The 25423-nt window shown below is 65.6% G+C and carries 19 protein-coding genes; 6 read left to right on the top strand and 13 right to left on the bottom strand.

Annotated elements, in window-relative coordinates:
- Window positions 1-95 precede the first annotated feature (95 nt).
- From ACQKQA_RS03175 to ACQKQA_RS03140, 8 genes are all read right to left on the bottom strand, one after another.
- Window positions 96-3089: an autotransporter domain-containing protein gene (locus ACQKQA_RS03175; RefSeq protein ID WP_427553414.1), complete on the bottom strand. Its 2994-nt coding sequence runs from the start codon at window positions 3087-3089 to the stop codon at window positions 96-98.
- Window positions 3090-3162: 73 nt separating this feature from the next.
- A complete protein-coding gene (locus ACQKQA_RS03170; RefSeq protein WP_427553412.1) occupies window positions 3163-4521 on the bottom strand; it encodes a TolC family outer membrane protein in 1359 nt (452 codons plus the stop codon).
- Window positions 4522-4523: 2 nt separating this feature from the next.
- Window positions 4524-5840 (bottom strand): HlyD family type I secretion periplasmic adaptor subunit, encoded by a 1317-nt coding sequence (locus ACQKQA_RS03165; protein WP_427553445.1) that lies wholly within the window; start codon window positions 5838-5840, stop codon window positions 4524-4526.
- A 14-nt stretch (window positions 5841-5854) separates the two neighbouring features.
- Window positions 5855-7648 (bottom strand): type I secretion system permease/ATPase, encoded by a 1794-nt coding sequence (locus ACQKQA_RS03160; protein WP_427553408.1) that lies wholly within the window; start codon window positions 7646-7648, stop codon window positions 5855-5857.
- Window positions 7649-7886: 238 nt separating this feature from the next.
- Window positions 7887-8270 carry an AprI/Inh family metalloprotease inhibitor gene (locus tag ACQKQA_RS03155; protein ID WP_427553406.1) on the bottom strand — a complete coding sequence of 128 codons (384 nt, stop codon included), beginning with the start codon at window positions 8268-8270 and terminating at the stop codon, window positions 7887-7889.
- A 108-nt stretch (window positions 8271-8378) separates the two neighbouring features.
- On the bottom strand, window positions 8379-9827 hold the full coding sequence (locus ACQKQA_RS03150) for a serralysin family metalloprotease (RefSeq protein ID WP_427553404.1): 1449 nt from the start codon (window positions 9825-9827) through the stop codon (window positions 8379-8381).
- A gap of 297 nt (window positions 9828-10124) precedes the next feature.
- The gene (locus ACQKQA_RS03145) at window positions 10125-11228 is read right to left on the bottom strand and encodes a P1 family peptidase (protein WP_427553402.1); all 1104 of its coding nucleotides are present in this window, start codon (window positions 11226-11228) and stop codon (window positions 10125-10127) included.
- 9 nt (window positions 11229-11237) lie between these two features.
- Entirely contained in the window at window positions 11238-12602 is a 1365-nt protein-coding gene (locus ACQKQA_RS03140) for an APC family permease (RefSeq protein WP_427553399.1), read from the bottom strand.
- A gap of 230 nt (window positions 12603-12832) precedes the next feature.
- On the opposite strand from ACQKQA_RS03140, the gene ACQKQA_RS03135 reads away from it, so the two are divergent.
- Entirely contained in the window at window positions 12833-13636 is an 804-nt protein-coding gene (locus ACQKQA_RS03135; RefSeq protein ID WP_427553396.1) for a helix-turn-helix transcriptional regulator, read from the top strand.
- 19 nt (window positions 13637-13655) lie between these two features.
- On the opposite strand, the gene feaR is transcribed toward ACQKQA_RS03135, so the two are convergent.
- The 4 genes from feaR to ACQKQA_RS03115 form a co-directional block, all read right to left on the bottom strand.
- The gene (gene feaR / locus ACQKQA_RS03130) at window positions 13656-14594 is read right to left on the bottom strand and encodes a transcriptional regulator FeaR (protein WP_427553393.1); all 939 of its coding nucleotides are present in this window, start codon (window positions 14592-14594) and stop codon (window positions 13656-13658) included.
- A gap of 145 nt (window positions 14595-14739) precedes the next feature.
- On the bottom strand, window positions 14740-15333 hold the full coding sequence (locus ACQKQA_RS03125) for a DUF3156 family protein (protein WP_427553391.1): 594 nt from the start codon (window positions 15331-15333) through the stop codon (window positions 14740-14742).
- Window positions 15299-16828: an APC family permease gene (locus tag ACQKQA_RS03120; RefSeq protein WP_427553388.1), complete on the bottom strand. Its 1530-nt coding sequence runs from the start codon at window positions 16826-16828 to the stop codon at window positions 15299-15301. The genes ACQKQA_RS03125 and ACQKQA_RS03120 overlap by 35 nt, the downstream gene beginning before the upstream one ends.
- Window positions 16829-16937: 109 nt before the next feature.
- Window positions 16938-18425 (bottom strand): aldehyde dehydrogenase family protein, encoded by a 1488-nt coding sequence (locus ACQKQA_RS03115; RefSeq protein WP_427553386.1) that lies wholly within the window; start codon window positions 18423-18425, stop codon window positions 16938-16940.
- 445 nt (window positions 18426-18870) lie between these two features.
- Between ACQKQA_RS03115 and ACQKQA_RS03110 the strand changes: the two genes are divergently transcribed.
- The 5 genes from ACQKQA_RS03110 (at window position 18871) to ACQKQA_RS03090 (ending at window position 24259) form a co-directional block, all read left to right on the top strand.
- The gene (locus tag ACQKQA_RS03110; protein ID WP_427553384.1) at window positions 18871-20205 is read left to right on the top strand and encodes an aspartate aminotransferase family protein; all 1335 of its coding nucleotides are present in this window, start codon (window positions 18871-18873) and stop codon (window positions 20203-20205) included.
- 85 nt (window positions 20206-20290) lie between these two features.
- On the top strand, window positions 20291-20974 hold the full coding sequence (locus ACQKQA_RS03105) for a response regulator transcription factor (RefSeq protein WP_427553382.1): 684 nt from the start codon (window positions 20291-20293) through the stop codon (window positions 20972-20974).
- A gap of 92 nt (window positions 20975-21066) precedes the next feature.
- Window positions 21067-21894 carry a molybdenum cofactor biosynthesis F family protein gene (locus tag ACQKQA_RS03100; protein ID WP_427553379.1) on the top strand — a complete coding sequence of 276 codons (828 nt, stop codon included), beginning with the start codon at window positions 21067-21069 and terminating at the stop codon, window positions 21892-21894.
- 218 nt (window positions 21895-22112) lie between these two features.
- Entirely contained in the window at window positions 22113-23495 is a 1383-nt protein-coding gene (locus tag ACQKQA_RS03095; protein ID WP_427553376.1) for an aspartate aminotransferase family protein, read from the top strand.
- A complete protein-coding gene (locus ACQKQA_RS03090; RefSeq protein ID WP_427553374.1) occupies window positions 23492-24259 on the top strand; it encodes an SDR family oxidoreductase in 768 nt (255 codons plus the stop codon). Before ACQKQA_RS03095 ends, ACQKQA_RS03090 begins: the two co-directional genes overlap by 4 nt.
- A gap of 65 nt (window positions 24260-24324) precedes the next feature.
- On the opposite strand, the gene ACQKQA_RS03085 is transcribed toward ACQKQA_RS03090, so the two are convergent.
- Entirely contained in the window at window positions 24325-25419 is a 1095-nt protein-coding gene (locus ACQKQA_RS03085) for a polyamine ABC transporter substrate-binding protein (RefSeq protein ID WP_427553372.1), read from the bottom strand.
- Window positions 25420-25423: the final 4 nt, after the last annotated feature.

Below are 25423 nucleotides of genomic sequence, written 5' to 3'. Positions count from 1 at the left end.
AGCAGCCGGCCCGCCAATGGCGGCCCGCGCTGTGCCGATAGGGATGGCCCTGGCGCCGCGACCTTGCGACGCCAGGCTGCTGTCAAAGCGTGGGCTCAGAACTGCCAGTTGAGGCTCAGCCCTGCCCCGTGGTGCTTCTCGCCGCTGGCCAGCTGGCCCTGGTAATCCAGGCTCAGGCGCAGGTCCCGGCTCAGGGCCAGGCTGGCCTGGGCCCCGACCAGCGCCGCATTGCGTGCCAGGGACGTGCTTTCGACGCTGAACGGCGTGCCGCCGGCGGCGAAGGCCAGGTGTTCTTCGGCCCGGGTATCGCTGAGGTTGTGCTGCCAGCCCAGGGAGCCGGACAGGTCCAGGCGGGTCTGCCCGGACAGCTCGAGGCTCTTCACGGCGCGCAGGCCCAGGGTGCTGAGCACGGCTTCGCGACTGTCGCTGCCGCCCTGCAATGCCGCGGCATCGCCCTTCTCCTTGAAGCTGTCGCGGTGCAGGTGCACATACGCCAGGTTGCCGAAAGGCTCCAGGGCCAGCGCCGGCAGGTCCAGGCTATAGGCCGCCTCGCCGAACACCTGGCTGGTGCGGGCATCGACCTTGGCTTTCTGTTTGCCGCTGACCTCGGCCCATTGCAGGTCGCGCGTGACGTCGGCGCGATGCCAGCTGTGGGCCGCGCCCGCGCTCAGGCGCCAGGCGCCCAGCTCGTGGCCGAGGTAGGTGCCCAGGTGATAGCTGTCCACCGAGGCCTTGGAGTGGGTGCCGCCGCCCATGCTCAGGGAGCTGTCGCTGTAGCCGGCGAAGGCGCCCAGGCGCGTGCTGTCGCTGAGCGCGCCGTCGGCCCCCAGCAGCAGGCCGCCGATGGAGGTGTTGTAGGCCTCGGTGTCGTGGTCGCCGTCGTTCTTGCCCCAGGCGCCCAGGACCTTGAGCCAGGCATTGCCCTGGCCCTGGGCCGACGCGCCAGGCACCTGCAAGCGCTCGCCCACCGCTTCGCGCAGGTAGCGGCTGTCGTTGAGCAGCATCGAGCCCAGGGCCGGATAGATCTCCCCGGACAACTGCTGGAATCCTTGCTGCGCCACCGCCGCGTTCGGCGAGCGCAACAGGCTTTCGTACACCGGGTTGCCGGCGCCCAACTGCTCGGCGGCGGCCGCCACGGCGCGCTGGTTCGGGGTCAGGCCGACGCTGGCGAACGAAGTGGCGTTACGCCCGATGCTCAGTTGTACCGCGCTGGCCGAGTAATCGAGGCTGCCGCCGAGGAACAGGTAGTCGGGCTGCACCGCGCCGAAACGGCCGTCGATGCCGTTGGCCGCCTGGAGGATCGAGTACTGGCGGCCGATCAGGCTTTGAGTCTGCTCCACGCTGAGCAGTTGCGGACTGTTTTCCAGGGCCAGGGTGACCCCGGCGCCGTTCAGCGTGGCCTTGCCCCCGGCCACGATGCGGTCGCTGCTGGTGGGCGACAGTTCCACCGCATAGGTCGAGCCCGGCTGGAAGGTCACATCCCCCGCCACCTGCAAGGTGCCGATGGAGTTGCCCGGGGCCACGGTGGCGCCGCTGTTGGCCAGCAGCGCGCCGACCCGCCCGGAACCACCGAGGGTGCCGCCGGCATTGACCGTGACCGCGGAGGCCAGGGAACCGTTGACCGTCAGCAGGCCGGCGTTGACCGTGGTCGCGCCGCGATAGCTGTTGCTGCCGCTGAGAATCAGTTGCCCGGCGCCGGACTTGACCAGGCTGCCTTGATACACCCGTTGCGCCGCGGCAGCGTCCCGGGCCATGCCGACCGCATAGTCGGTCTTGTCCTGCTGGCTGGCGCCGGCGCCCAGGCCGTGTTCCCAGCCCCGGTCCTTGAGGGTCTGTTGCCAGGCCGTATGCTCGGCGGCGTCTTCGCCCTGGCGCTGCAACAGCGCCTTGTCCGAGATGTCGTTGCTCCAGAGGTCGCGCTGCCCGGCGCCCAGGTTGGCGTCGAACGTTCCCAGCAACTGCCCCGGCCCGCGCATCGCCCGCTCCAGGTTGGGCACGCCCCAGCCAACCCGGCTGGTGGGCCCTTCGGTGACCGAGCCGTCCAGTTGGGTGGCGGTGGTCAGCAGCACCTCCAGGGCCTGCTGGTTGTTCATGTAGGGATAACGCTCCATCACCAGGGCCAGGGCGCCGCTGGCATGGGGCGCGGCCATCGAGGTGCCGGACTTGGTGGCATAGCCGCCGCCGGGCACGGTGCTGGAGATCAGCCGCCCGGGCGCGGCCACACACCAGTACTTGGCCGCGCCGCACTGGTTGTAGCGCTGCTGGTTGTTGGCATCCAGGCCGGACACCGCCAGCCAATGGCCTTCCAGGTCCGGCTGGAAATACGGCAGCGCCGCGCGCACGCTGGCATTGGCATAGCCGCTGTTGCCGGCGCTGAATACGTTGATCACGCCCTGGCGCGAGATATCAGCGGCCGCGTCCAGCCAGGTGCCCTGGTCGTAATGCTGGGCGTAGGCGGCCTGCAAATCCCCCAGGGTCTGGTAGCTGACACCCGGCGGCTGGCTGCCCCAACTGTTGTTGATGGCCCGCACCCCGGCATCCGCCAAGGCGCCGTAGACCGCCCTGAAGTAACGCGGGTCCGGGGTCGGGCCGAAGAGGAAACTGTCGTTCTTGTTGGTGTTGCCGACGTAGAGCTGGGCGTTGAACGCCACGCCGTGCATGCCGATGCCGTCGCGGGCCGCGGCCATGGTGCCGGTGACGTGGGTGCCATGGCTGTCGTTGTTGCCGTTGAGCACCCCGGAGACGCTGAACGGCGTGCCATCGACATAGGTGCCGGTGGCGGTGACGCCGTGGAAGCGGTCGGGCGAGGCTTCGCCATGGCTGGCGTCGAACCCTGAGTCCAGGGCGCCGATCTTCACCCCGCTGCCGGTGATGCCGGCGGCGTAGGCGGCACTGGCCCCCATGCGTTCCAGGCCCCAATCCTGGTTGTATTCGGCCGACTGCCAGCTGGCCGGCGAGCCCGGCTGGCCCAGCTCCTGATACTGCGCCTGGACCGCGCCGGGCAGCGCAGCAGGCAACAGCAACAGGGTGGAACGGAGCAACAACGAGCGGCGACTCAGCGCCTTGAGCTGATAAAAACGTCTATCCATGTGATGACTTCTCGTTTTTTGTTTTTGTCGAAAATGTCAGGTCGGGCCGTCCGCGGCCGCCTTTGATGTCAGTTCATGAGCGGGGCCTGAAGGCCTCGTCGACCCGAGCCAGGTCGTCTTCGCGCAGGGTGCCTGCGTAGAAGTGCAACTTGGTCCAGGCCATCAGGTAGTCGTAGCGGGCCTGCGCCAGGTCGCGGCGGGTGGTGTACAGCTGCTGTTCGGCGTTCAGCGCGTCGAGGTTGACCCGTTCGCCGCCGAGGATGCTTTGCTTGGTCGAGATCACCAGCGCTTCGGCCGAGGTCAGCGCCTTCTGATAGGCCCGCAGCTTGCTGACCCCGGACAGGCAGGCGCTGAACTGGCGCCGCAGCTCGATCAGGGTGGTGCGGGTCTGAGAGTCCAGCTCGTACTCGGCCTGCTCCATGGTCCGGCTGGCCTGGCGGGTGGCCGCCGACACACCGCCGCCGGCGTACAGCGGCATGCTGATTTCGATGCCGATGGTGTTGGTGTCGTAGCGCTGGTTGTAGGTGTTGCCGCTCTCGGACTCGACCTTGCGCGAGGTGGCGTAGGCGCTGAGCCGCGGCAGATGGCCGGCACGGTTGCGCTCGACTTCGTAACGCGCCACTTCCACGGCCTGGCGCTGGGACGCCAGGTTCGGGTTGTTGCTGATCGCGAGTTCATGCCAGGCGTCGTAATTGGCCGGCGCCAGGGTGAAGGACTCGAACTGCTCGTTCAACGGCTCCAGGTCGCGGATGTCCACGGTCGGCTCGCCGATCAACGCGCCCAACTCGCGCAGCGCCGCGTCCTGTTCGTCCCGGGCCTCGATCTCCTCGGCGGTGGCCAGTTCGTAGCGCGACTCGGCTTCGAGAATGTCGGTCCGGGTGCCCTCGCCCTGGCGGAACATGTGTTCGTTCTGCTGGAACTGCTGCTCGAAGGCCTTCTTCTTGGCCTGGGCGATGTCGATCTGGTCCTGGGCGAACAGCGCCTGGGTGTAGAAGCTCAGCACCCGCACCAGCAACTCCTGGCTCTTGCCGCGAAAGTTCTCGTCGGCGAACAGCGCCTGGGCCACGCCCTTGCGGTAGGCGGCATAGGCTTCGTAGTCGATCAGCGGCTGTTGCAGGGTGAAGGTCGAACCGTAGCTGCCATAGTCGCGGTTTTCGTGCTGGGTGCCCGTGCGGGTATCGAGGAGGGTGACCTTGGATTTGTTCTGCGCCTTGTTGTAGCTGTAGCCGAGCTTCGGCAGCAGCCCGGCGCGGCCGATGATGCGGTTCTCGAGGCCCGCGTCGCGCTCCTTGATCGCCCCGAGGAACACCGGGTCGTTGCGCAGGGCCTGTTCGTAGACCTGGAACGGCCCCATGGCGGCGTGGGCGCTGGAGCATGCCAGCAAGGCGACTGTGGCTCCGAAGATGGAAAGCTGACTCATGCGACGGAACATCCTTATTCCTCGGTCAATGCGGAACCTGCCCGGTCGAGCAGGGGTTTGAACAGGTAGTTGAGCAGCGAGCGCTCGCCGGTGCGGACGAACATTTCCGCCGGCATGCCCGGTTTGATCACCAGGCCGTTGAGTTTTTCCATGGCCTGGTCGCTGACGCTGCTGCGCAGCACGTAATACGGCACGCCGGTCTTTTCATCGACCATCTGGTCGGCGGAGATCAGGCTGACCTCGCCGGACACCCGCGGCGTGCGGCTCTGGTTGAAGGCGGTAAAGAGAATGTCCACCGGCAAGTGACCGCCGACCTTGTCGATCAGGTTCACCGGCAGGTGCCCTTCCACTTCCAGGCGCGTGTCCTGGGGCACGATCTCCAGCAGGTTCTCCCCGGGCCGCACCACAGCGCCCTCGGTATGCACCCCGAGGTTGACCGCGATGCCGTCGGCGGGGGCGAGGATTTCGCTGTGCTGCAGGTCGAAACCGGCCGAGGTCAGCTGTTGCTCCAGGGTCAGGCTTTTCAGCTGGGCCTCGGCCAGCTGGCTGCGTACTTCCTTCTGGTACTCCTCGCCGTGCTGCTGCAACTTGAGCTTGGATTCGAGGATGCCCTGCTCCACCCGCCCGCTTTCGCCGGTGTTCTGCGCCAGCTCCTGCTGCACCTGGGACAGTTGGCGCTGGTACTCCATCAGCCGGTTGCGCGGGATATAGCCGTTGTCCGCCAAGGGCTGCAGGTTGGCCAGCTGCTGGCGCAGGGAATCGGCCTGGCTGTCGAGGTCGGTGCGGGCGCGGCGCATCCCGGCCAGTTGCGCGGTGGCGCCGTCGATACTGGCGCGGATCCCGGCCTGTTCGCGGGCGAAGGCCTCGCGCCGGCTGCTGAACAATTGCCGCTGGCCTTCCAGCACCAGGGCCAGGGCCGGGTCGGGGTTGGCGCTCAGGACCGGGGGAAACTCCACCTGCTTGAGGTTGTCGCGCTCGCTCTGCCAGCGCGCCAGGCTGGCCCAGGCCATGCGGTACTGGGCCTGCAACGACTGCACATCGGCCTCGACCTGGGTCTGGTCCAGGCGGAACAGCGGCTGGCCCTGCTTCACCGTCTCGCCTTCGCGCACCAGGATCCGGCTGACCACCCCGCCGCTCATGGACTGCACGGCCTTGCGCTTGCCCGAGACCACCACCGTGCCCTGCACCGGAATCCCCTGGTCCAGCGGCGCCAGGGCGGCCCAGGTAAAGAAGCTGCCGGCGCCGACCAGCGCCAGCACCCAGCCCATGCGCGCGAAAAACCGCGCATCGCGCTCGGGACGCTCCGGCGCGTAGCCTTGTTCGATCATCATTTCGCTGTCCTTGCTCATGCGCCTGGGTTCCGTGTCGGTGCCTGGTACTGGCGGCTCATGCTCAAGCCGGCCGGGGCCGAGTTTTTCTGCTGCTGTTGTTCATGGGAGTGAGACTGGGCTTGCGCCTGGGCGCCGCCGGACAGCGCCTTGAGCACTTCCTGGCTCGGACCGAAGGCCTGCAGGCGCCCTTCGTTCAACACCAGCAGCTTGTCGGCCTGGGCCAGGGCGGAGGAACGATGGGTGACCAGGATCACGCTGGTGCCCTGGGCTTTCATCTGCGCGATGGCCGATGCCAGGGCGCTTTCGCCCACGGTGTCGAGGTTGGAATTCGGCTCGTCGAGCACCACCAGCTTCGGCTGGCCGTACAGCGCCCGGGCCAGGGCCACGCGCTGTTTCTGCCCGCCGGACAGGCCGCTGCCGTCCTCCCCCAGCTGGGTGTCATAGCCCTGGGGCAAGCGCAGGATCAGCTCATGCACGCCCGCCTGTTGCGCAGCCTGCACCACCTTTTGCGGGTCCGTGTCCTGAAAACGCGCGATGTTTTCGGCGATGCTGCCGGAAAACAGCTCGATGTCCTGGGGCAGGTAGCCGATGTGGGGCCCCAGTTCATTGCGGTTCCAGCGATGGATATCGGCGCCGTCCAGGCGCACCGTGCCGGCCAGGGTCGGCCATACCCCCACCAGCACCCGGGCCAGGGTCGACTTGCCGGAGCCGGAAGCACCGAGCACCCCCAGCACCTCCCCCGCGCCGAGGTTGAAACTGACCTGCTGCAGGGTCGCCAGGCGCTTGCCCGGCGGGCCGGCGCTGACCTGCTCGAAACTCACCTGGCCCTTGGGCGCAGGTAACGACATGGCCGTGTCGCTCGGCGGGAAGGCCTGCAACAGCGAGTCCAGGCGCTGGTAGGCCAGCTTGGCGGAGCTCCATTGTTTCCAGACGGCGATCAACTGGTCGATCGGGCTCAGCACCCGGCCCATCAGGATCGAGCCGGCGATCATCATGCCGGCGGTCATGTCGCCCTTGATCACCAGCAAGGCGCCCAGGCCCAGCACCAGCGATTGCAGGCACAGGCGCAGGGTCTTGCTCAGCGAGCTGATGACCGCGCCAGTGTCGCTGGCCTGGTTCTGCAGGCCGAGAAAGCGCGAATGCACCTCGAACCAGCGCTTGCGCAGCGCGCCGAGCATGCCCATGGCCTGGATGGTTTCGGCGTTGTGCAGATGGCTGGTGGCCAGTTGCGTGGACTTCTGCGAATAACCGCTGGCATCGCCCAGGGGCTTCTTGGTCATGGCTTCGTTGAGAAAGGCCAGGGCGATCAGCAGGATCGCGCCCACCGTGGCGAAGACCCCGAGCCAGGTGTTGAACAGAAAGATCACGAACAGGTAGATGGGGAACCACGGCGCGTCGAAGAAGGCGAACAGCGCCGGCCCGGTGAGGAACTGGCGGATATGAGTCAGGTCGCCCAGGGACTGCCCCGCATGCCCTTCGCCACGGAACAGGTTGCGCTCGAACGCCGCCTGGTACACCCGCAGGTTGAAACGTCGTTCCAGCTGGCTACCGATGCGGATGACGATGAAGCTGCGCACCACCTCCAGCAGGCCGATGAACGCAAAGAACCCGACCACCATCAGCGACAGCATCGCCAGGGTGGTTTCGTTCTGCGAGGAAAGTACCCGGTCGTAGACCTGGAGCATGTAGATCGAGGGGACCAGCATCAGCACGTTGATCAGGGCGGTAAAGCAACCGACGCTGATCAGGATGCCTTTGTAATCGCCCAGTGCCTTGAACAGCGGTGCAGTGGTCTTCGCCATCTTCATTGGTCTTTCCTGAGCTGTATATCCGTGCCATGGGCACAGGACAAATAAACTGCCCGTACTTGAGTCGGGACATTATTGGATTAGTGGGGCGTACAGGCGAACGAACTCTACCGCCAGACGAAACCGAGTTCTAGTTGTTTAGTTGTCTTTTAATCGAACGACGGACATAGCGTATATGGAATTTCCTTATACGCTTATCCATACAGATACATTTGAAGATGCATACAGCCGCGATTATTCAGGGGGTGCGCTGCAATATAATCGTTGCCCCCGATTTCAACGTGCCTTGATATAAGCCTTCTTTCTGGCGACTTAGAAAGATGATCTTCGAGCCCTCTTTGCCGGTCACGGCAATACCGTCCGGCTCGGGAAACCAGCCGATGGCCGCATCCCCCAGCCAGCCGGAAAGGCACTCGGCGCCGGCGCCCAGGGTGCCGTTCAGCTCGAGGTCCAGCGCACACCGATTGGCCGGTTGCGCCGGCTGCGACAGTTGCCAGTGCCCGGCCAGTTCCGCGGGGTCCGCCAATCTCAGGGTGCTTGCCATGCTTGTCTCTCCATAGAACATCATCAGGGTCGCGATCAGGTACGCGCCGGCCCTGGCGATCCAGGCAGTTCGAATCATAGGGGGTCGCTCCGGGCAAAGCTCCAGGCCGTTCGCCAGTCGTTGCAGGATCAGAGGGCGGCGCCTGGGGCGCCGCCCTCCTTCTTTCTATTACTTTACAAGGCTAAATCAGGCGACGATATCGGTGTAGGCTGCCTGGCCGACGGTGCTGACCAGGAAGTCCGCCACGCCGTGCCCGGAGAAGTCCACCGACAGGGTGCTGTTGCCACCCGAGGTGCTGAGGATCGCATCGCCGGCGCTACCGGTGAACGCGTTCACGAAGTGCAGCCCCGCGCCCTTGGTGATGCCGGTCAGATCGATCTTGTCCAGGCCGCTGACAAAATCCAGGATCTGGTCGGCCGCGCCCGGCGCCGAGTCCGAGCTGGCGGCGAAGACGAAGGTGTCGGAACCCGCGCCGCCCCAGAGTTTGTCCGCCCCGCCGGCGCCGTAGAGGATGTCGTTGCCGGCACCGCCCTTGAGCTCGTTGGCCACGCTGTTACCGATCAGCAGGTCGTTGCCCGAACCGCCGATGGCGTTCTCGATGATGGCGCCCTTGGCGATGGACACGTTGCCCACCATGCCGCCAACGTCGGAGAACGATGCGTCATTGAGGTTGATCTTCTGGTTCTGGGTGAAGCCGGAGAAGTCCAGGGTGTCCTTGCCGCCCGCATCCCAGACCGAGAACACCAGCTTGTCCGCCGACGAGGTCGCGCTGAGGAAATCGCGACCGGTGTTGGAGTTGAAGCCGTAGGTGGTGTCACCGGTACGGGTGGTGGTATTGGCGCCGTAGAGCTTCTGGATCGCCGCGATATCGTCCATCAGCGGGCCGGACGAATAGGCTTCGACGCCGCCCTTGCTGAAGTTCTGCTTGGTATTGCTTTCGCTCCAGTAGCTCATGACGCTGTAGCCGCGGGTGTCCTCAGCATAGGTCACATCGTTATAGGTCGGGTTGCCATTCCCGGCGTTGTAGTTCCCAGGGTGAGCCAGGCCCAGGGTATGCCCGATTTCGTGGGTCAGCGTCTGCCGCCCGTAGTTGTTGAGGTCCGGGTTCTTGTTCTGGGTGTAGCTGCTGTTGATCAGGTACCAGGAAGTACCGTCGTAGCCCGCGCCGGTGCCCGGCAGGTAGGCAAAGGCCGCCGCGCCGTCCTGGCCGCCGCTGTAGTTGCCGAAGGTCATGTGGCCGTCACCGCCGGAAGCCTTTTCGGTGAAGGTGACATTGGCCACGTCGGCCCAGGACTGCATGGACAGCACGGCCTGGGCTTTCTGCTGGGCACTGAACTGGCTGAACCCGGAGATGCCATGTTTGTACATGGTGTTCTGGGAGGCCGAGGTCAGGAAGGTATAGGTCAGTTCGATCTTGCCGTTGCCGTTGAGGTCTTGATAGGAGGCACCGTCGCGCAATATCTGGGTGGCTGCCTGATCGACCGAGAAGGAGGGTTTGCCATTGACCGTCATATTGCCACCACGGTCATACTGATGGCTGAAGCTATTGATCTGGTTATACGCCGAACTTGCTGCAGCCAGTGGGACCAGCTGTTGTTCGGCAGCGACAATAGCGTTCTCTTTTACTTTCGACATAAACACACTTCCTTGTAATCAATGGAACAGTTTTTGTCCGATAGAGACGGTCCCTGGCGAGAGCGTCCTATCACTCGCCCCAGTTGGGCGTATGCAACCTGACACAATTCGAAATCGGGCGTCCACTACTTTTTTGGCGCCCGATTCCGCTGTTCCAGCAAACTCCCGTAAACAATGACCGGCAAGTCGAAAGATTCTTTAAACCCCCATTTCCACGTCCAACTGTCCGACAATCTCAAATTTAAATATTAAATAAAGGTAAAGACTGTTTTGCCGACTACGTCGCAGTTTTTTAGTTCATGAAAGTCTGTTCCACCCAGTTAGTTTCATGGCATTCAACAGGGTTTCGCCGGTCAGGGCCGGAACCTGCGCCCCGCTGTCGGAGGTCATGGGTTCGCCCGCCAGCAGCGCATTGACGATGGCCTCCTCCACCGCTTCGGCGGCCGCGCTGAACAGCGCCGAGATGTAATCGTTGTTGAGCATCGCCAGGGGGGTGCTCAGGGGCACGCCCTGGCGTCCGTAGGCGGCGGGCGGCAGGTCGCGGTTGCCGGTGGCGAACGCCAGGAAGATATCGCCGCTGGAGTCTTCGGTGCCGCCACCGGTACGGGCGATGCCAATGGACGCCCGCTGCGCCAGGCGCTGGCACTGGTGCGGCAGCAAGGGCGCGTCGGTGGCCAGGATCACCACGATCGAGCCCATGCCCGGCGTGCCGCGCTGGGCGAACGGCGACGGGATATCGGTCAGTTGCCGCCCCACCGGATAACCGTCGACCCGCAGTTCGGCCCGCTTGCCATGGTTGGCCTGCACCAGCGCGCCGACCGTGTAGCCGCCCTGCTCCGCCGACACCCGGCGCGAGGCCGTGCCGATCCCGCCCTTGAACTCGTGGCAGATCATCCCGGTGCCGCCGCCGACCGCGCCCTCCGGCACCGGGCCGGACTCGGCATGGGCCAGGGCCTCGCGCACCTGTTGCGGGCCGACATGCTGGCCCCAGATGTCGTTGAGCAGGCCGTCGTAGGTCTCCATCACCACCGGCATGCACCAGTAGTCCGCGGGGTCCGCCAGGCTCGCCCGCTCCTCGGCGATCAGCGCGTCGCGCACCACGCCCACACTGTGCGTGTTGGTGATGGCCAGCGGCGTGGTCAGCAGGCCCGCCTCGCGGATCCACTCAAGCCCAGTGGCATCGCCGTTGCCGTTGAGCACGTGGCAGCCGGCGAAACAGGGTTGCAGCCGGGCATGGCCTTCCCGGGGCTGGATCAGGGTGACCCCGGTGCGGACCTGCTTGCCGTCGACCGTGGTGCTAAGGGTGCTGTGGCCGACCCGCACCCCGGGTACGTCGGTGATGGCGTTGAAGGGGCCGGGTATGCCCAGGCCCAGGCTGATCCCCAATTGACGTGCGCGCATGACTTCTCCTTAGAGTTTCTGAAACGCCGGGCTGAACCGGCCGTTGGTGCCATACAGGAGCACCGACAGCGCCAGCAGCCCGACAATCACCATGATGTCCCTGAGCGAAGCGTCCAGGAACAGGTTGAACAACAGATAACCGGCGCCGAGCACCGCCAGCAGTGCCGGAACCGGCCACAGCGGCATGCGGTACGGGTGCTCGCGATCGCGCAGCAGCACCCGGCTCATCAGCGCACTGAGGGCGACGATCAGGTACACCAGCATGATCAGCAGCACGCTGAACGAGGTCAGGTCGGCCAGGTTCGAGCTGAAGCTGAGCACCGCCGAGGGAATGGCCAGGAACAGCGTGGCCAGCCAGGGCGAATCCCAGCGCGGATGAATCCGCGTGAACAGGCGGTTGACGGTCGGCGTCCATAGCGCATCGCGGCCGCTGGAAAACACCACCCGGCCGATCTGGATCACGATGGCGACGATGGCGTTGAACACCGAGAGGAAGATCCCGGCGCTGACCACCCGCGACAGGGTTTCGTTGCCATGGCTGGTGAGCAGGTAGCCGATGGGGTCGGGACTGGCGAGCATGGCACTGAGGGACGGCGCGCCGATCAGCAGCGCGGTCAGCGGCACCAGCTCGATGATCACCACCAGCACCAGCGACCAGAGCACCGCCTTGTGCACGCCCCTCCCCTTGCATTTCATGTCTTCGGCCAGCAGCACCGCCGGACCGTAACCGTTATAGGAGAACAGGCCGATGCCCACCGCGCCGATCACCAGGGCCCAGGGCGCCAGCTGCAGCACGCCGTTGTCGACGATCTGCGGTTGCAACAGGATGCTCACCGGTTGCGACGCGTTGCCGAACCCCAGGCTGACGATCACCAGCAACGCGGCGACCTCCAGCAGCAGGCAGGTGCCGGTGATCCAGGCATTGAGCTTGATATTGAGGATGCCCAGGGCATAACTGCAGATCACGATCACCAGCGCCACGGTCTGCGAGTCGAAATGCGTGCCCAGGGCATTGTTCAGGTAAGTGGCCGCGCCCGTGGCCAGCACCGGCGGGATGAACAGCAACATCACCAGCACCGTGAGAAAGGTCGCATAACCGGCCAGGCCGCCGAACACCCGCTTGGCGTACACATACTCACCGCCAGCGCTGTTGTGGGCCCGGCCCAGTTCGGCGTAACAGAAGGCGAACATCAGCGCCAGCAACCCGGCCATGACAAAGGCCAGGAACACCCCGCTGCCGGCCTGGTGGATGGCGAACGGGGCAATCACAAAGACCGAACTGGCCGGCGTCACGCCGGACACGGTAATGGCCACCACATCGAACACGCTCAGCGTGGGTTTCAGGGCGCCTTCCGGCGCGCAGGGAGAGCTCATATCGTTATCCTCGTGTTTATTGTTGGTGTGAGGCAGAAACGAAGAACGTCAGGCGAGTGCGCTCTGGGGCGCCTTGAATGAGGGCCACTGTAGGCAGCCCGGGGTAGCGGGCCAATTCCCCTATTGGGTTACTCCCCCTTGACGCGGCCGGGTAAATCGTCGAAACCGTCAGTCCAGCTGGCGCGCCGCAATGCGCCAGGCCACAGCAGCCTTCACGGGGAGCCCGCGGTTTGATCACTCTGTTCAGGGAAATCGGCATGCATGCCGGACTCGGCCGCACCGTCGCGCAGATCGGCGGCGAGCGCTTCTGGAAACAACTGGTGCTCCTGCTGCACCAGGCCCTGCCGTTCGATAACGCCCTGGCGATCTTCTACCCCCACAACGGCCTGCCCACGGCCCTGGAGGAATACGATGCCGAACCCTCGGACAAGCCGGCGTCGATGCTCACCTACCTCAACGGCCTGTACCTGCTGGACCCCTTCTTCCAGGCCTGTCGCGAGGGGTTTCCCAGCGGGGTGTACCGCCTGGAAGAGGTAGCGCCGGACCACTTCCGGCAGAGCGAGTACTTTTCCAGCTACTTCCACGACAACGTGCTGGAGGACGAACTGCAGTTCATCCTGCAGATCCCCGAGGCCGGCACCCTGTCGCTGTCGCTGGGCATGCAGCGGCCGTTCAGCGCCGAAGAGATCGGCCAGCTCACCACCTTCTCCACCTGGGTCCTGCCGCTGATGCAGCAGCACTGGCAACAGAGCCAGCAGCACCCGCAACCACCCGCGGCCCAGGAAATGGCCAGCCAGATCCGCGACGCCCTGAGCCATTTCGGCTGTGGTGTGTTGTCGGAGCGGGAAGTGGAAATCGCCCGGCTGATCCTCCGGGGCTTTTCCTCCAAGGCCATGGCCGAGCGGCTGAAGATTTCGCCGGAGACCATCAAGGTGCACCGGCGTCATCTCTACGCCAAGCTGGATATTTCCTCCCAGCCGGAACTCTTCTCGCTGTTCATCCAGTCCCTGGGGCATGACCTGGAGAACCCCTGAAGGGGGCTCTACTCAGGGCTCAGGCGTTCAGCGCCCGGGCCCGGTAGTCCCGGGGCGACTGCTCGAAATGCTTCTTGAAGGCGCGGCTGAAATGCGCCGAATCGCTGAAGCCCCACCTGAAGGCAATGTCGGTGATCGATTCGTGGCGCAAGCGCGGGTTGCCCAGGTCCGCCGCGCTGCGGTCGAGGCGCGCGCGCTGGATGAAACGGCAGACGCTGTCGCCCTGCTCCTCGAACAGCCGGTACAGCTGGCGCACCGAGATCCTCATCTGGCTGGCCAGGGACACCGGGGTCAGGTTGGGCTCGTTGAGGGACTGGTTGATCAAGTGCCGGGCCTGGCTGCGCAAGCAGCCGCCGTGCTGGCTGTCGTAGCCGCCCTGGGTCGAATCGGAGGTTTGCTGCAGGGTCGGGCCGAGCAAGGCGATCAGCGCTTCCTGCAACGCCTGGCCTTCCTGCCGGGCGGCGCACCCTTGCAGTTCGCCGCCGCAGATCTGCTCCACCAACAGGCGCATCAAGCGGCCGCTGGCGCACTGCTGGGACAGCTTGCCGAACTTGCGCTGCTGCGTCGGCAGATGGCGGTACACCTCGTCCCGGGACAGGTGCAGGGACACATGTTCGATCAGGCCGTGGGGGACGATTTCGCAGGCCCCGGCCGAGTCCAGCAAGGCCATTTCCCCGGGCGCCAGTTCGATGCGCTCGCCGCCCTGGCTGAGCTGGGCGTGGCCGCTGCGTTGCATGATCAGGAAGCAGTGCCGATCGTCCTCATGATCGACGCTGGTGCTCTTGCGCGAGATCAGGCCGGCATTGGTGCGGATCTGCGCCACCTCGAGGCCGGCGTAGTCCCGCAGCCCGACCTCACCGATGAACAACGCCGAATTCAGCGCCGGGCGTGCGTCGAACCGACCGCAGACACCCTGTAGTGCGCCGACCCAGGAACCGAAAGTATGCGAAGCAAGCACTGTGCACCTCCAGAAGCCGGTTGAGACCGCCATTGTTGTTATGGCGACATCATTAACATGTTATCTATTTGCCGGGCAAGGAAGCGCGACGCATGGACAGTCGGTCATGGTTCAAGCACGGGCTGTGCAGGCCCGTGGCAGGGGTTCAGTAATCGCCCAACAGTGAATGCAGGCGGACGAAAGCCGCGAGCAAGGCGTGACGCTGCTCGGCGCTCAGGCGGATATAACGGCGAAAACCGGGCAGCCGGTTGACCACCTCGCTGGCGCCGAAATGCTCCAGGCGCACCCACCAGCCCTGCTCGTCCCGTTGCAACTGCAGGCGCTTGAAGTCCAGCGGCAGCAATGCCGCCAGCAACTGCGGGTCGCTGGGCAACGATGCCAGCAGCCCGGACCACTGCTCCTGCGTACCCTGTTTCAGGCAGGCGGCGACGCCCTGGCGACGGAGCGCCCCGGTATGCCGCAGGTCGATCCGTGCCACGGGCCCCGGCCGGGTGGGAACCCGCAGGCGAAACTCGCAAAGCACCAGGTGCATCAGGAATTGCGCCTGGGGCAGCTCCTGGACCTCGAATCCGAATCCGCCCGCGGCCCAGGTGAACCGCGCCAGCCCCGGCGCCAGCGGGGTGCAGTCGAGCCCCGCCAGATCCCGGCGCAATTGGTTCAGGGTCACCCCCGGGCGATAGCCCGAAGGTGGCCGCCGCCAGTACTCAGAGAGGTTTTGTCGCCAGCTTGTACTGTTCATCGGGCTGCGCTCCGGGCTGATCCTGCGCTTGGGTTCCAGGTGTGGGCTCCAGGCTGAAGGCCTGTTCCAGCACCTCCTCCACCGGCACCGGACGGAACGGGTTGACCTTCTGCACGAACAGGGTCCAGACCAGCGCATAGATCGCCGTCAGGCCGAGCATGCTGCCAAAGGGCACATAGATGTCCCGCGGGTTCATGCCCGGCGGCGTGATGAACCACATGCCGAGCAGGATGCCGATGGACGAGACGATCTGCGGCAGCGGGAACCAGGGCGACTTGTAGGCCCGCGGCAGGTCCGGACGGCGGATGCGCAGCACCACCACCGCCAGGGTCACCAGCAGATAGGCAGTGCTCCAGGCACAGACCGCGGCCAGCACCAGGTGCATGATGTTGTCGGTGCTGCCCCCCAGCCACCAGGCGTGCAGGCACGGGATCAGCACAGCCACGGCGATGCACAGCAGCGGCGTCTTGAAGCGCGGGTGCAGGTAGGTGAAGGCCTTGGGCAACGCGCCATCCAGTGCCATGCCATAGAGGATGCGCGGCAGCCCGGCCATCAGGGTATTGATGGTCGCCGCCCCGGCGAACAGCAAGCCGACGCCGAGCCAGATCCGCCCGTACGGCCCCATCACCTGTTCGGCGAACTGCGGGATGGCCATGGGCGTATCCAGCAGGTGCACGCTGCCGTCCTCGCTCAGGGCGACGTTCGCCACCTGGCGCTTCATCGCCGCGCCGTAGATGAACATGCAGGTGGCCACCCCCACCAGCCCCAGGGCCATGGCCCGGGGAATGGTTTTCGCCGCCTTGCGCACATCCGGGGTCAAGGGGGTGACGAATTCGCAGCCGACGAACATGAACATGGCCATGCCCACCAGCGAGAGGATGGTCGTCAGGTCGGTGCCGACCATGGATTCGCCGAACCAGCCACTCAGTTCCACCGCCGGGGCCTTGAACACCCCGACCACGCCGAAAATGATCAGGGTGGTCCACATGCCGAAGGTCAGGATCACCTCGGCGCGGCTGAAAGCGGTGATGCCCACCGCATTCAGCAGGCCGAAGCAGACCACCAGCCCGACGCCCACCAGCCAGGCGCTGCTGCTCTGCTCCAGCAGGGTATTGAGGGATTCGAAGTTCACCAGGGCCATGATGCCGCTGAGAATGGTCTCCGCGGTACCGGCGAACACATGCACGATCAGGTAGGCGGAAATGGTCCCGGTGATGGCGAAGAAGCGTCCCAGGCCGCAGGCCAGGTAATCGTAGACCGAGCCGTTGGTGGGAATCATGCAGGCGGCTTCGGCGAAAGTCGTCGATTGCGCGAGCATCATCAGCATCGCGATCACCATGGCCGCGGCGAACGCCCCGCCACCGAGGCCGAACCCCGTGGTGGCGGTAAGGATCACCGGGCTGGCCATGATCAGGCCGACCGCGCTGGCCAGGGCCGTGGGAAAACCGACCACCCCCTGGTTCAGGTGGCGGGTGAGTCTGTCGTTGAAAGACATGGTGTTGGACCTCGAAAGCAATGCTGATGTTGTTGTTTTAGGCATTTCAAGGGCACGCGGGCGTGCTTGGTGCCGGGCTGTCTGTGCAGCCTCAATCGAGCGGACGCGGTTAAAACGCGATGCACACCGACTTGTTCTCGGTATACGCCTCTATCGCCGCGTGGCCCATCTCGCGGCCGATGCCCGACTGCTTGTAACCGCCGAACGGCATCGACGGATCGAGCATGTTGTGGGTGTTGACCCAGACCGTGCCGGCCTTGATCCGCGGGATCAGGTCCATGACCCGGGCCAGGTCGTTGGACCAGATACTCGCGCCCAGGCCGTATTGATTGTCGTTGGCCAGCGCCACCACCTCGTCGAGGTCGTCGAAAGGCGTGGCCACCACCACCGGGCCGAAGATTTCCTCGCGCACCACCTGCATGCCAGCGTGCACGTCGGCCAACACCGTCGGGCGCACATAGAACCCCTGGTCGCCAAAGGTCACCCCACCGCACAGCACCCGGGCACCGTCGGCTACGCCCTGCCCGATCATGTCCAGCACGCGCTTCTGCTGCTTGGCGGAAATCAGCGGGTTGATCTGCGCCTGTTCGTCCAGCCCGGGGCCGATGCTCAGGGAGCCGGCGATGGCTGCCAGGCGTTCCAGCACCTGGTCGAAGATGGCGCGCTGGATGTACAGGCGCGAGCCGGCGGTGCAGACCTGGCCCTGGTTGAAGAAGATCGCTCCTGCGGCACCGGCGGCCGCGACCTGGGGATCGCAGTCATCGAGCACGATCACCGGCGACTTGCCGCCCAGTTCCAGGGAGAACCGGGTCATGTTGTCCACCGCCGCATGGCCGATGACCTTGCCGATCTGGGTCGAGCCGGTGAACGCCAGCTTGTCGATGCCCTTGTGCCCGGACAGGGCGGCGCCAGCCTGGGCGCCACTGCCGGTGACCACGTTGACCACCCCGGGCGCGATCCCCGCCTCCAGGCACAGCTGGCCCAGGCGCAGGGCCGTCAGCGGGGTCTCGTCGGCCGGCTTGAGCACCACGGTGCAGCCGCAGGCCAGGGCCGGCACGACCTTCCAGATGGCCATCAGCAGGGGGAAGTTCCACGGCACTATGGCGCCGACCACGCCCACCGGCTCCGGCACCGTATAGGCCCGGTAGCGGGCGCCGGGGACGGCGGCAATGGACAGGTCCAGGCTCTTGCCTTCGATCTTGGTCGCCCAGCCCGCCATGTAGCGGGTGAACTCGGCGGCGGCGCCGACTTCCAGGGCCCGGGCCAGGTGGATCGACTGGCCGTTGTTGAGGGTTTCCAGTTGTGCCAGTTCCTCGCCGTGGGCTTCCAGCAGGTCCGCCAGTTTCAGCAGCAGGCGCTCGCGGTCCGCCGGCCGCTGCGCCGCCCAGGGCCCTTCGAAGGCGCGGCGCGCGGCGGCCACGGCCAGGTCGATATCGGCCTCGGCGCCAGCGGCCACGCGGGTCAGTTCTTCGCCGGTGGCCGGGTTGAACACCGGCATCTGCGCGCCGGACAAGGCCGGCTGGCTGCGCCCGTCGATCAACAGGCCGTGCTGGCTGTCGATAAAGGCGGCGACGCGTGGGTCGATGGCAATACTCATGGGCAATCCTCGTTAGTTGACCTCATGGGTCGAACTCTGGGACCAACGCCGGCCAGCGTCTTGATCCTGGCTGCCGCAAAACTTGCCACTGGCTGCCAGGGGAACCGCGACGCCACGCTTTTGTAGCTGCTGGCGCGTTTATCCAGATGTCCCGCGGACTCAGGATTTACGGTTGCTACGCAACCGATCGCAGCCTCGCAGGCTCGGCAGCGGCTACACAGGCCCCGCATTCCTCGTAGCCGCTGTCGAGCGCCAGCGAGGCTGCGATCGAGCGCAACGCGCTCGCAAAACCAGGCGACGCGGTTTTCCAGGTGGACAGTGGAATCAGAGTCACCGACTCGCTGGCAGCGGCGATCAAGAACCTGGCACACAGAGGCAAGCATCCCGCCGGCAAAGGGCGCACTACTATGTCCCACGCTGTCCGTGCGTTTTCAGGAGATTCAACGTGAGCGAACCAAGCCGCTTCTGGCATCCCATGCTGCACCCCAACGAAATGCAACAACGCGAGCCGATCCGCATTGTCCGTGGCGATGGCTGTTATGTGTACGACGACCAGGGCCACCAGCTGGTGGATGGCGTCGCCGGGTTGTGGAACGTCAACGTCGGCCACAACCGCAAGGAAGTGAAGGCGGCGATCACCGCCCAGCTGGACGAGCTGGAATACTTCCAGCTGTTCGACGGGGTCAGCCACCCTCGCGCCGAAGAGCTGTCACGGGTGGTAATGAACCTGCTGGAACCGGAAGGCATGCGCCGCGTGGCCTTCAGCTCCGGCGGCTCGGACGCCATCGAAACCGCGCTGAAACTGGCCCGCCAGTACTGGAAACTCGAAGGCCAGGCCGACCGTACCAAGTTCATCTCCCTGCGCCAGGGCTACCACGGCACCCACTTCGGCGGTGCCTCGGTCAACGGCAACACCGTATTCCGGCGCAACTACGAACCCCTGCTGCCGGGCTGCTTCCATGTCGACACGCCGTGGCTGTACCGCAACCCCTACAGCCAGGACCCGGAAGAACTCGGCAGGATCTGCGCCGACCTCCTCGAGCGGGAAATCCAGTTCCAGAGCCCCGACACGGTGGCGACCTTCATCGCCGAGCCGATCCAGGGCGCCGGCGGCGTGATCGTGCCGCCGGCCAACTACTGGCCGCTGATCCGCGAGGTCTGCGACAAGTACGGCGTGCTGCTGATCGCCGACGAAGTGGTGACCGGTTTCGGCCGCAGCGGCTCGATGTTCGGCAGCCGCCTGTGGGGCGTCAAACCCGACATCATGTGCCTGGCCAAGGGCATCACCTCCGGCTACATCCCCCTGGGCGCCACGGTGGTGAACGAGCGGATCGAGGCCGCGTTTGCGAAGAACGGCAACTTCACCGGCGCGATCATGCACGGCTACACCTATTCCGGGCACCCGGTGGCCTGCGCGGCGGCCCTCGCCAGCCTCGACATCGTGGTCAAGGAAGACCTGCCGGCCAACGCCGCGAAGATGGGCGCCTACATGCTGGACAAGCTGCTGCCGTTCGCCGAGCGCTTCGACAGCGTCGGTGAGGTGCGCGGCCAGGGCCTGATGATTGCCCTCGACCTGGTGGCCGACAAGACCACCCGCGAGCCCATCGACCCCATGGGTGGCTATGCCAACCAGGTGGCGCAGATCGCCCGCGACAACGGGGTGATGGTGCGTCCGGTGGGGACCAAGATCATCCTGTCGCCGCCGCTGGTGATCCAGCCGCCACAGGTCGACGCCATAGTCTCGGCCCTGGAACTGGGCTTCACCCAGGCCCGTCGCTGAGGCCATGACCGCCGCTGCCGCGTTCCTCGCCTCCCGGAACCGGCAGCGGCTGCTACCCTTCCTTGCCTCGCCCGGGAGCCTTTCGATGATCAGTACCCACAGCAGCCCCTTACCCAACGCCCACGAACTCGGCCAGCGCTGCATCGGCGCCTTCACCCGGGTGGTGCCGGCGACCCTGTGCGCCTTCTACCGCATCGACGCCCAACTGCAGGCCGGGCATTTCTCGCTGTATCACATGAGCCAGCAGATGCATGACGCCTACCTGCAACGCTACCGCCACTACGACCCGCTGCGGCCGTGCAACTGCGTGGCCGCAGGCACTCCGGTGCTGTCGCTGCGCATGGGCATGGCCCAGCAGGGGCGGCATGAAACCGAGGTCTACCAGGGCTTCCTGCAACGCCACGGGGTGCTGGATGTGGTGGAAATCCTCGCCCGCGATGCCGGCGGCCAGCCGATTGCCGGCCTGTCCCTGCTGCGCGACGCCAGCCTGGGAGCCTTCCAGCCCGACGAACTGCACACCCTGCAGTGCCTGCAAGGCCTGCTGGAGATCGCCGCCCAGGCTCCGTACTCACGGCATGACGAACGCCTGGACGCCCTCACGCCCCGTGAACGGCAGATCGCCTGGCTGCTGCGCGACGGCGCCTGCAACAAAACCATTGCCCAGCAGCTGGCACTGGGGCTGCCGACGGTCAAGACCCACCTGATCAACCTGTTCCGCAAGGTCGGGGTGAACAACCGCACCGAGCTGGTAAGCACCCTGTTCCTGTAAAAAAACACCTCGCCTCAACCATCCGGTTGATGGGCAACAACGGCTTGCGCGATGAACATGAGGTTCTCCTTCATCCGACAAGGCCCGTCCCCATGACTCGCGATCAGCACCCGCAACCCGAATGGATCACCGTTGGCGCCCTGGCCGAAGGTTTTGCCGCCGACAACCATGTCCTGCCCGGCCGCGACGACCTGGCCGGCCGTAACCTGACCCTGCACTTTGCCAATGGCGGGCGGATCGAGCACCACTTCGGCGCGCAGTCACTGCGCTGGCAGGACAACACCAACAACGCCAGCGGCGAGAGTAGTTATCGAGCAACATCAATACGTTCCGGCATTTATCTGGTGGACTTTCTCAAACCGGCGAACCAGCAGACTCACTCGGTGAGCCTGATCCTCGACCTGCCGCGGAATATCTTCACCGCGGTCATCGGCCAACTGCCGAGCCAGGCCGAAACCCGGGTCGATCTGTTCAGCCGCGCCCTGGCCGGCAGCGAGCTGACCAGTGTCAGGGCGCAGTTCCTCCACGGCAGCATCGACGCCCCGCCAAGCGCCGACAGCCCGCAACACGGGCCAACCGAAGAGCTGGTGGGCCTGCGCAACCAGTATGTCTACAGCGCCACCGAGGCCTACGAGCACGTCTACCTGAACCGCAATTTCTACAGCTGGCAGTGCCTCAAGGGGGTCGAGCAGGGCCTGGCGGACACCGACCGCTGTCATTACTACAAGATCGCAGAACAACTGTACCTGTTCGTCTGGCGCGAGAAGATCGTGCCGACCCTGGGCCTGGTGCTGATCGACCTGCAAGCGGGCCGCACCGACGGCAAGATCTTCGGCTACCAGGGCACCGACTTCACGACGCCCAGCAACTTCCCGGTGGGCGCCCTGGCCCATGTCCTCAACCGCACCACCCACCCCTGATACCACCTGTAGCCGCCCGTAGCCGTTGCCGAGCGCCAGCGAGGCTGCGATCGGCAACGCAGTTGCCGCAAAACCTGAGCTCGCGTTGTGTCAGGCAGAACAGGCTGCCCGGATTGCGACCGCTGCGCGCTCGATCGCAGCCTCGCTGGCGCTCGGCAGCGGCTACCCGGCCCCGTGCTCCCTGTAGCGTCTCCTTCAACCCCCACAGGACTCCGACCATGACCCTTGGCCTCGATCTCGACCGTGTCGCCCGCCACTACCAGTCCGAGCTGCAACTGTTTGCCGAGCGCCACCCACGCTCCGCCGGCTTCTACCGGGAAAACCTCAAGCACTGGCTCTACGGCGCCCCGCTGCACTGGATGCAGCAGTGGCCGGGGCTGTACCCGATCCTGGTAGCCGACGCCCAGGGCGCAACCCTGACCGACTGCGATGGCAACCGCTACGTCGACTTCGCCCTGGGCGACACCGGGGCCATGTTCGGCCATGGCCAGCCCGCCGTGGCCGCGGCCATCGCCCACCAGGCCCGGCACGGCTCGACCCTGATGCTGCCGACCTCCGACAGCCTGTGGGTCGGCCAGGAGCTGGCGCGGCGTTTCGGCCTGCCGTTCTGGCAGGTCACCACCTCCGCCACCGATGCCAACCGCTTCGTGCTGCGCCTGTGCCGGATGCTCACCGGCCGGGACAAAGTGCTGGTGTTCAACTGCAACTACCACGGCAGCGTCGACGAGTCCCAGGTCGAGTTCGACGCCGACGGCCAGATGATTCCCCGGGAAGGCGTGCACGCCAATGGCCTCCGGCACGACGCCACCACCCGCCTGGTGGAGTTCAACGACCTGCCGGCGCTGGAGGCGGCCCTGGCCCAGGGTGACGTGGCCGCGGTGCTGACCGAACCCTTCATGACCAACGTTGGCATGGTCCCGCCCGCCCCCGGCTTCCATGACGGCCTGCGCGCGCTGACCCGGCGCTTCGATGTACCGCTGATCATCGACGAAACCCACACCATCTCCTGCGGCCCGGCCGGCTACAGCGGCGAACACGGCCTGCAGCCGGACTTCTTCGTGCTCGGCAAATGCATCGCCGGCGGCATCCCGACCGCGGTCTGGGGCGCCAGCCAGGCCATGGCCGAGCGCATCTGGCAGGTGCTGCCGCACTTCCAGCCCGGCCAGGCGATCAACCACTTCGGCTTCGGCGGCACCCTGGCCGGCAACGCCCTGCAGATGGCCGCCATGCGCGCGACCTTCAGCGAGGTCATGAGCGAGGCCAACTACGCCCACATGATCGCCCTGGCCGAACGCCTGCGGGACGGGGTCCAGGGGCTGATCGACAAGCACCGCCTGCCCTGGCACGTGACGCGGATCGGCGCGCGGGTCGAGTACCTGTTCATGGACCACGCGCCGCGCAACGGCGGCGAAGCCCACCACGCCCGCCACGGCCTGATCGAGGCCTACCTGCACCTCTACCTGCTCAATCGCGGCGTACTGCTGACGCCCTTTCACAACATGGCGCTGCTGTGCCCGGCCGCCAGCATCGAGGACGTCGACCTGCACAACCGCCTGCTGGACCAATGCCTGGCCAGCGTCCTGCCAGGAGCACAGCGATGAACACCGAGCTGACTGGCCGCATCGCCCTGGTCACCGGTTCCGGCCAGGGCATCGGCCGCGCCATCGCGCAACTGTTTGCCGCCCGCGGCGCCAAGGTGCTGCTCGCCACCCGCAGCGAGGCCTCCGGCGCCGAAACCCTGCGCCTGATCCGCGAGGCCGGCGGCCACGCCGAACTGCAGGTCCTGGACCTCGGCACCCGGGCCGCCGCCAACCAGGCGGTAGCCGCCACCCTACGGGCCTTTGGCGGGCTGGACCTGCTGATCCACAACGCCGCGGTGTTTCCGATGGACAACCTCTGGGACCTGAGCGACGACATTCTGGAGACAACCCTGGCGGTGAACCTCAAGAGCTGTTTCTGGCTGACCCAGGCGGCGCTGCCGGCATTGCGCCGGGCCGAGCATCCGCGCATCGTCATCACCTCCTCGGTGACCGGGCCGCGCACGGCGATTCCGGGGCTGTCCCACTACGCCGCGTCCAAGGCCGGGGTCAACGGCTTCATCCGCGCCGCGGCCCTGGAGCTGGCCAGCTACCGGATCACCGTCAACGGCGTCGAACCCGGCCTGATCGCCACCCCGGCCCTGGCCAACCTGGGCGACTCACCGGCCCTGGCCGCCGGCATTCCCCTCAAGCGCCTGGGCACCCCGCAAGACATCGCCCACGCCATGCTGTTCCTGGCGTCCGAGCAGGCCGGCTACATCACCGGGCAGACCCTGGTCGTCGATGGCGGCGCCCTGCTGCCGGAAAATACGCAGTTGAGCTACTGACGATAAACCGCTGAAAACAGCCGCTCCCCAGTATCGGGGAGCGGCTGCAACGCCCACCGGCCTGCTCAACTGCCAGTACGGATCTTGTTCCACAAGCGGGTGCGGATCCGGTCGATATTCAGTGGCATGGCCTCCAGGGCGAACAGCTTGTCCAGCATCTCCGGGCTCGGATACACCTTGGTGTCGTTCTTGATCGCCGGGTCGATCAGGTGGTCGGCCTGCTCGTTACCGTTGGCGTAGTGCACGTAGTTACTGATCTCGGCCATCACTTCCGGGCGCAGCAGGTAGTTCATGTAGGCGTAACCGGCCTGTTCGTCCGGCGCATCCTTGGGCATGGCCACCATGTCGAACCAGATCGGCGCGCCTTCCTTGGGAATCGCGTAGCCGATTTCCACTCCATTATTAGCCTCCTTGGCCCGGCTTTCGGCCTGCAGCACATCGCCGGAGAAGCCCACCGCCACGCAGATGTCGCCGTTGGCCAGGTCAGCGGTGTACTTGGAGGAATGGAAGTAGCTGACATAAGGCCGGATCTTCAGCAGCAGCGCCTCGGCCTTCTTGTAGTCCTCCGGGTTCTTGCTGTGGTGCGGCAGGCCCAGGTAATTCAGCGCCGCCGGCAGCAGTTCGGGGCCATTGTCGAGGATTGCCACCCCGCACTTCTGCAATTTCTGCATGTATTCGGGCTTGAAGACCAGGTCCCAGGAGTCCACCGGCGCGTTGTCCCCCAGCACCGCCTTGACCTTGGCGACGTTGTAGCCGATCCCGGTGCTGCCCCACAGATAGGGAAAACCGTGCTCGTTGCCCGGATCGTTGACCTGCAGCGCCTTGAGCAACACCGGGTTGAGGTTCTTCCAGTTCGGCAGCTGGCTCTTGTCTAGCTTCTTCAACGCCCCGCCCTGGATCTGCCGGGCCATGAAGTGGTTGGAGGGAGACACCACGTCGTAACCGGAACGGCCGGTCATCAGCTTGCCGTCCAGGGTTTCATTGCTGTCGTAGACGTCGTAGCTGAAACCGATGCCGGTCTGCGCCTGGAAGCGCTTCAGGGTGTCCGGGGCGATGTAGCTCGACCAGTTGTAGATCTTCACGGTCTCGGCCGCCTGGCTGAAGGAAGCAACCAGCAGCAACGGCGCGAACAGCGATAAAACCGGTGTTTTACGGGGCATGGGG

It is taken from the genome of Pseudomonas sp. NPDC089530, assembly GCF_050280705.1.
Taxonomy (GTDB): domain Bacteria; phylum Pseudomonadota; class Gammaproteobacteria; order Pseudomonadales; family Pseudomonadaceae; genus Aquipseudomonas.
This window is presented reverse-complemented; position numbering and strand designations above follow the sequence as displayed.

Bases quoted from the DNA above. Each gene is read 5' to 3' on its own strand.
- ACQKQA_RS03175 (WP_427553414.1), bottom strand. From the start codon at position 3,089: ATGGATAGACGTTTTTATCAGCTCAAGGCGCTGAGTCGCCGCTCGTTG.
- ACQKQA_RS03170 (WP_427553412.1), bottom strand. From the start codon at position 4,521: ATGTTCCGTCGCATGAGTCAGCTTTCCATCTTCGGAGCCACAGTCGCC.
- ACQKQA_RS03165 (WP_427553445.1), bottom strand. From the start codon at position 5,840: ATGATGATCGAACAAGGCTACGCGCCGGAGCGTCCCGAGCGCGATGCG.
- ACQKQA_RS03160 (WP_427553408.1), bottom strand. From the start codon at position 7,648: ATGAAGATGGCGAAGACCACTGCACCGCTGTTCAAGGCACTGGGCGAT.
- ACQKQA_RS03155 (WP_427553406.1), bottom strand. From the start codon at position 8,270: ATGATTCGAACTGCCTGGATCGCCAGGGCCGGCGCGTACCTGATCGCG.
- ACQKQA_RS03150 (WP_427553404.1), bottom strand. From the start codon at position 9,827: ATGTCGAAAGTAAAAGAGAACGCTATTGTCGCTGCCGAACAACAGCTG.
- ACQKQA_RS03145 (WP_427553402.1), bottom strand. From the start codon at position 11,228: ATGCGCGCACGTCAATTGGGGATCAGCCTGGGCCTGGGCATACCCGGC.
- ACQKQA_RS03140 (WP_427553399.1), bottom strand. From the start codon at position 12,602: ATGAGCTCTCCCTGCGCGCCGGAAGGCGCCCTGAAACCCACGCTGAGC.
- ACQKQA_RS03125 (WP_427553391.1), bottom strand. From the start codon at position 15,333: ATGAACAGTACAAGCTGGCGACAAAACCTCTCTGAGTACTGGCGGCGG.
- ACQKQA_RS03120 (WP_427553388.1), bottom strand. From the start codon at position 16,828: ATGTCTTTCAACGACAGACTCACCCGCCACCTGAACCAGGGGGTGGTC.
- ACQKQA_RS03115 (WP_427553386.1), bottom strand. From the start codon at position 18,425: ATGAGTATTGCCATCGACCCACGCGTCGCCGCCTTTATCGACAGCCAG.
- ACQKQA_RS03105 (WP_427553382.1), top strand. From the start codon at position 20,291: ATGATCAGTACCCACAGCAGCCCCTTACCCAACGCCCACGAACTCGGC.
- ACQKQA_RS03100 (WP_427553379.1), top strand. From the start codon at position 21,067: ATGACTCGCGATCAGCACCCGCAACCCGAATGGATCACCGTTGGCGCC.
- ACQKQA_RS03095 (WP_427553376.1), top strand. From the start codon at position 22,113: ATGACCCTTGGCCTCGATCTCGACCGTGTCGCCCGCCACTACCAGTCC.
- ACQKQA_RS03090 (WP_427553374.1), top strand. From the start codon at position 23,492: ATGAACACCGAGCTGACTGGCCGCATCGCCCTGGTCACCGGTTCCGGC.
- ACQKQA_RS03085 (WP_427553372.1), bottom strand. From the start codon at position 25,419: ATGCCCCGTAAAACACCGGTTTTATCGCTGTTCGCGCCGTTGCTGCTG.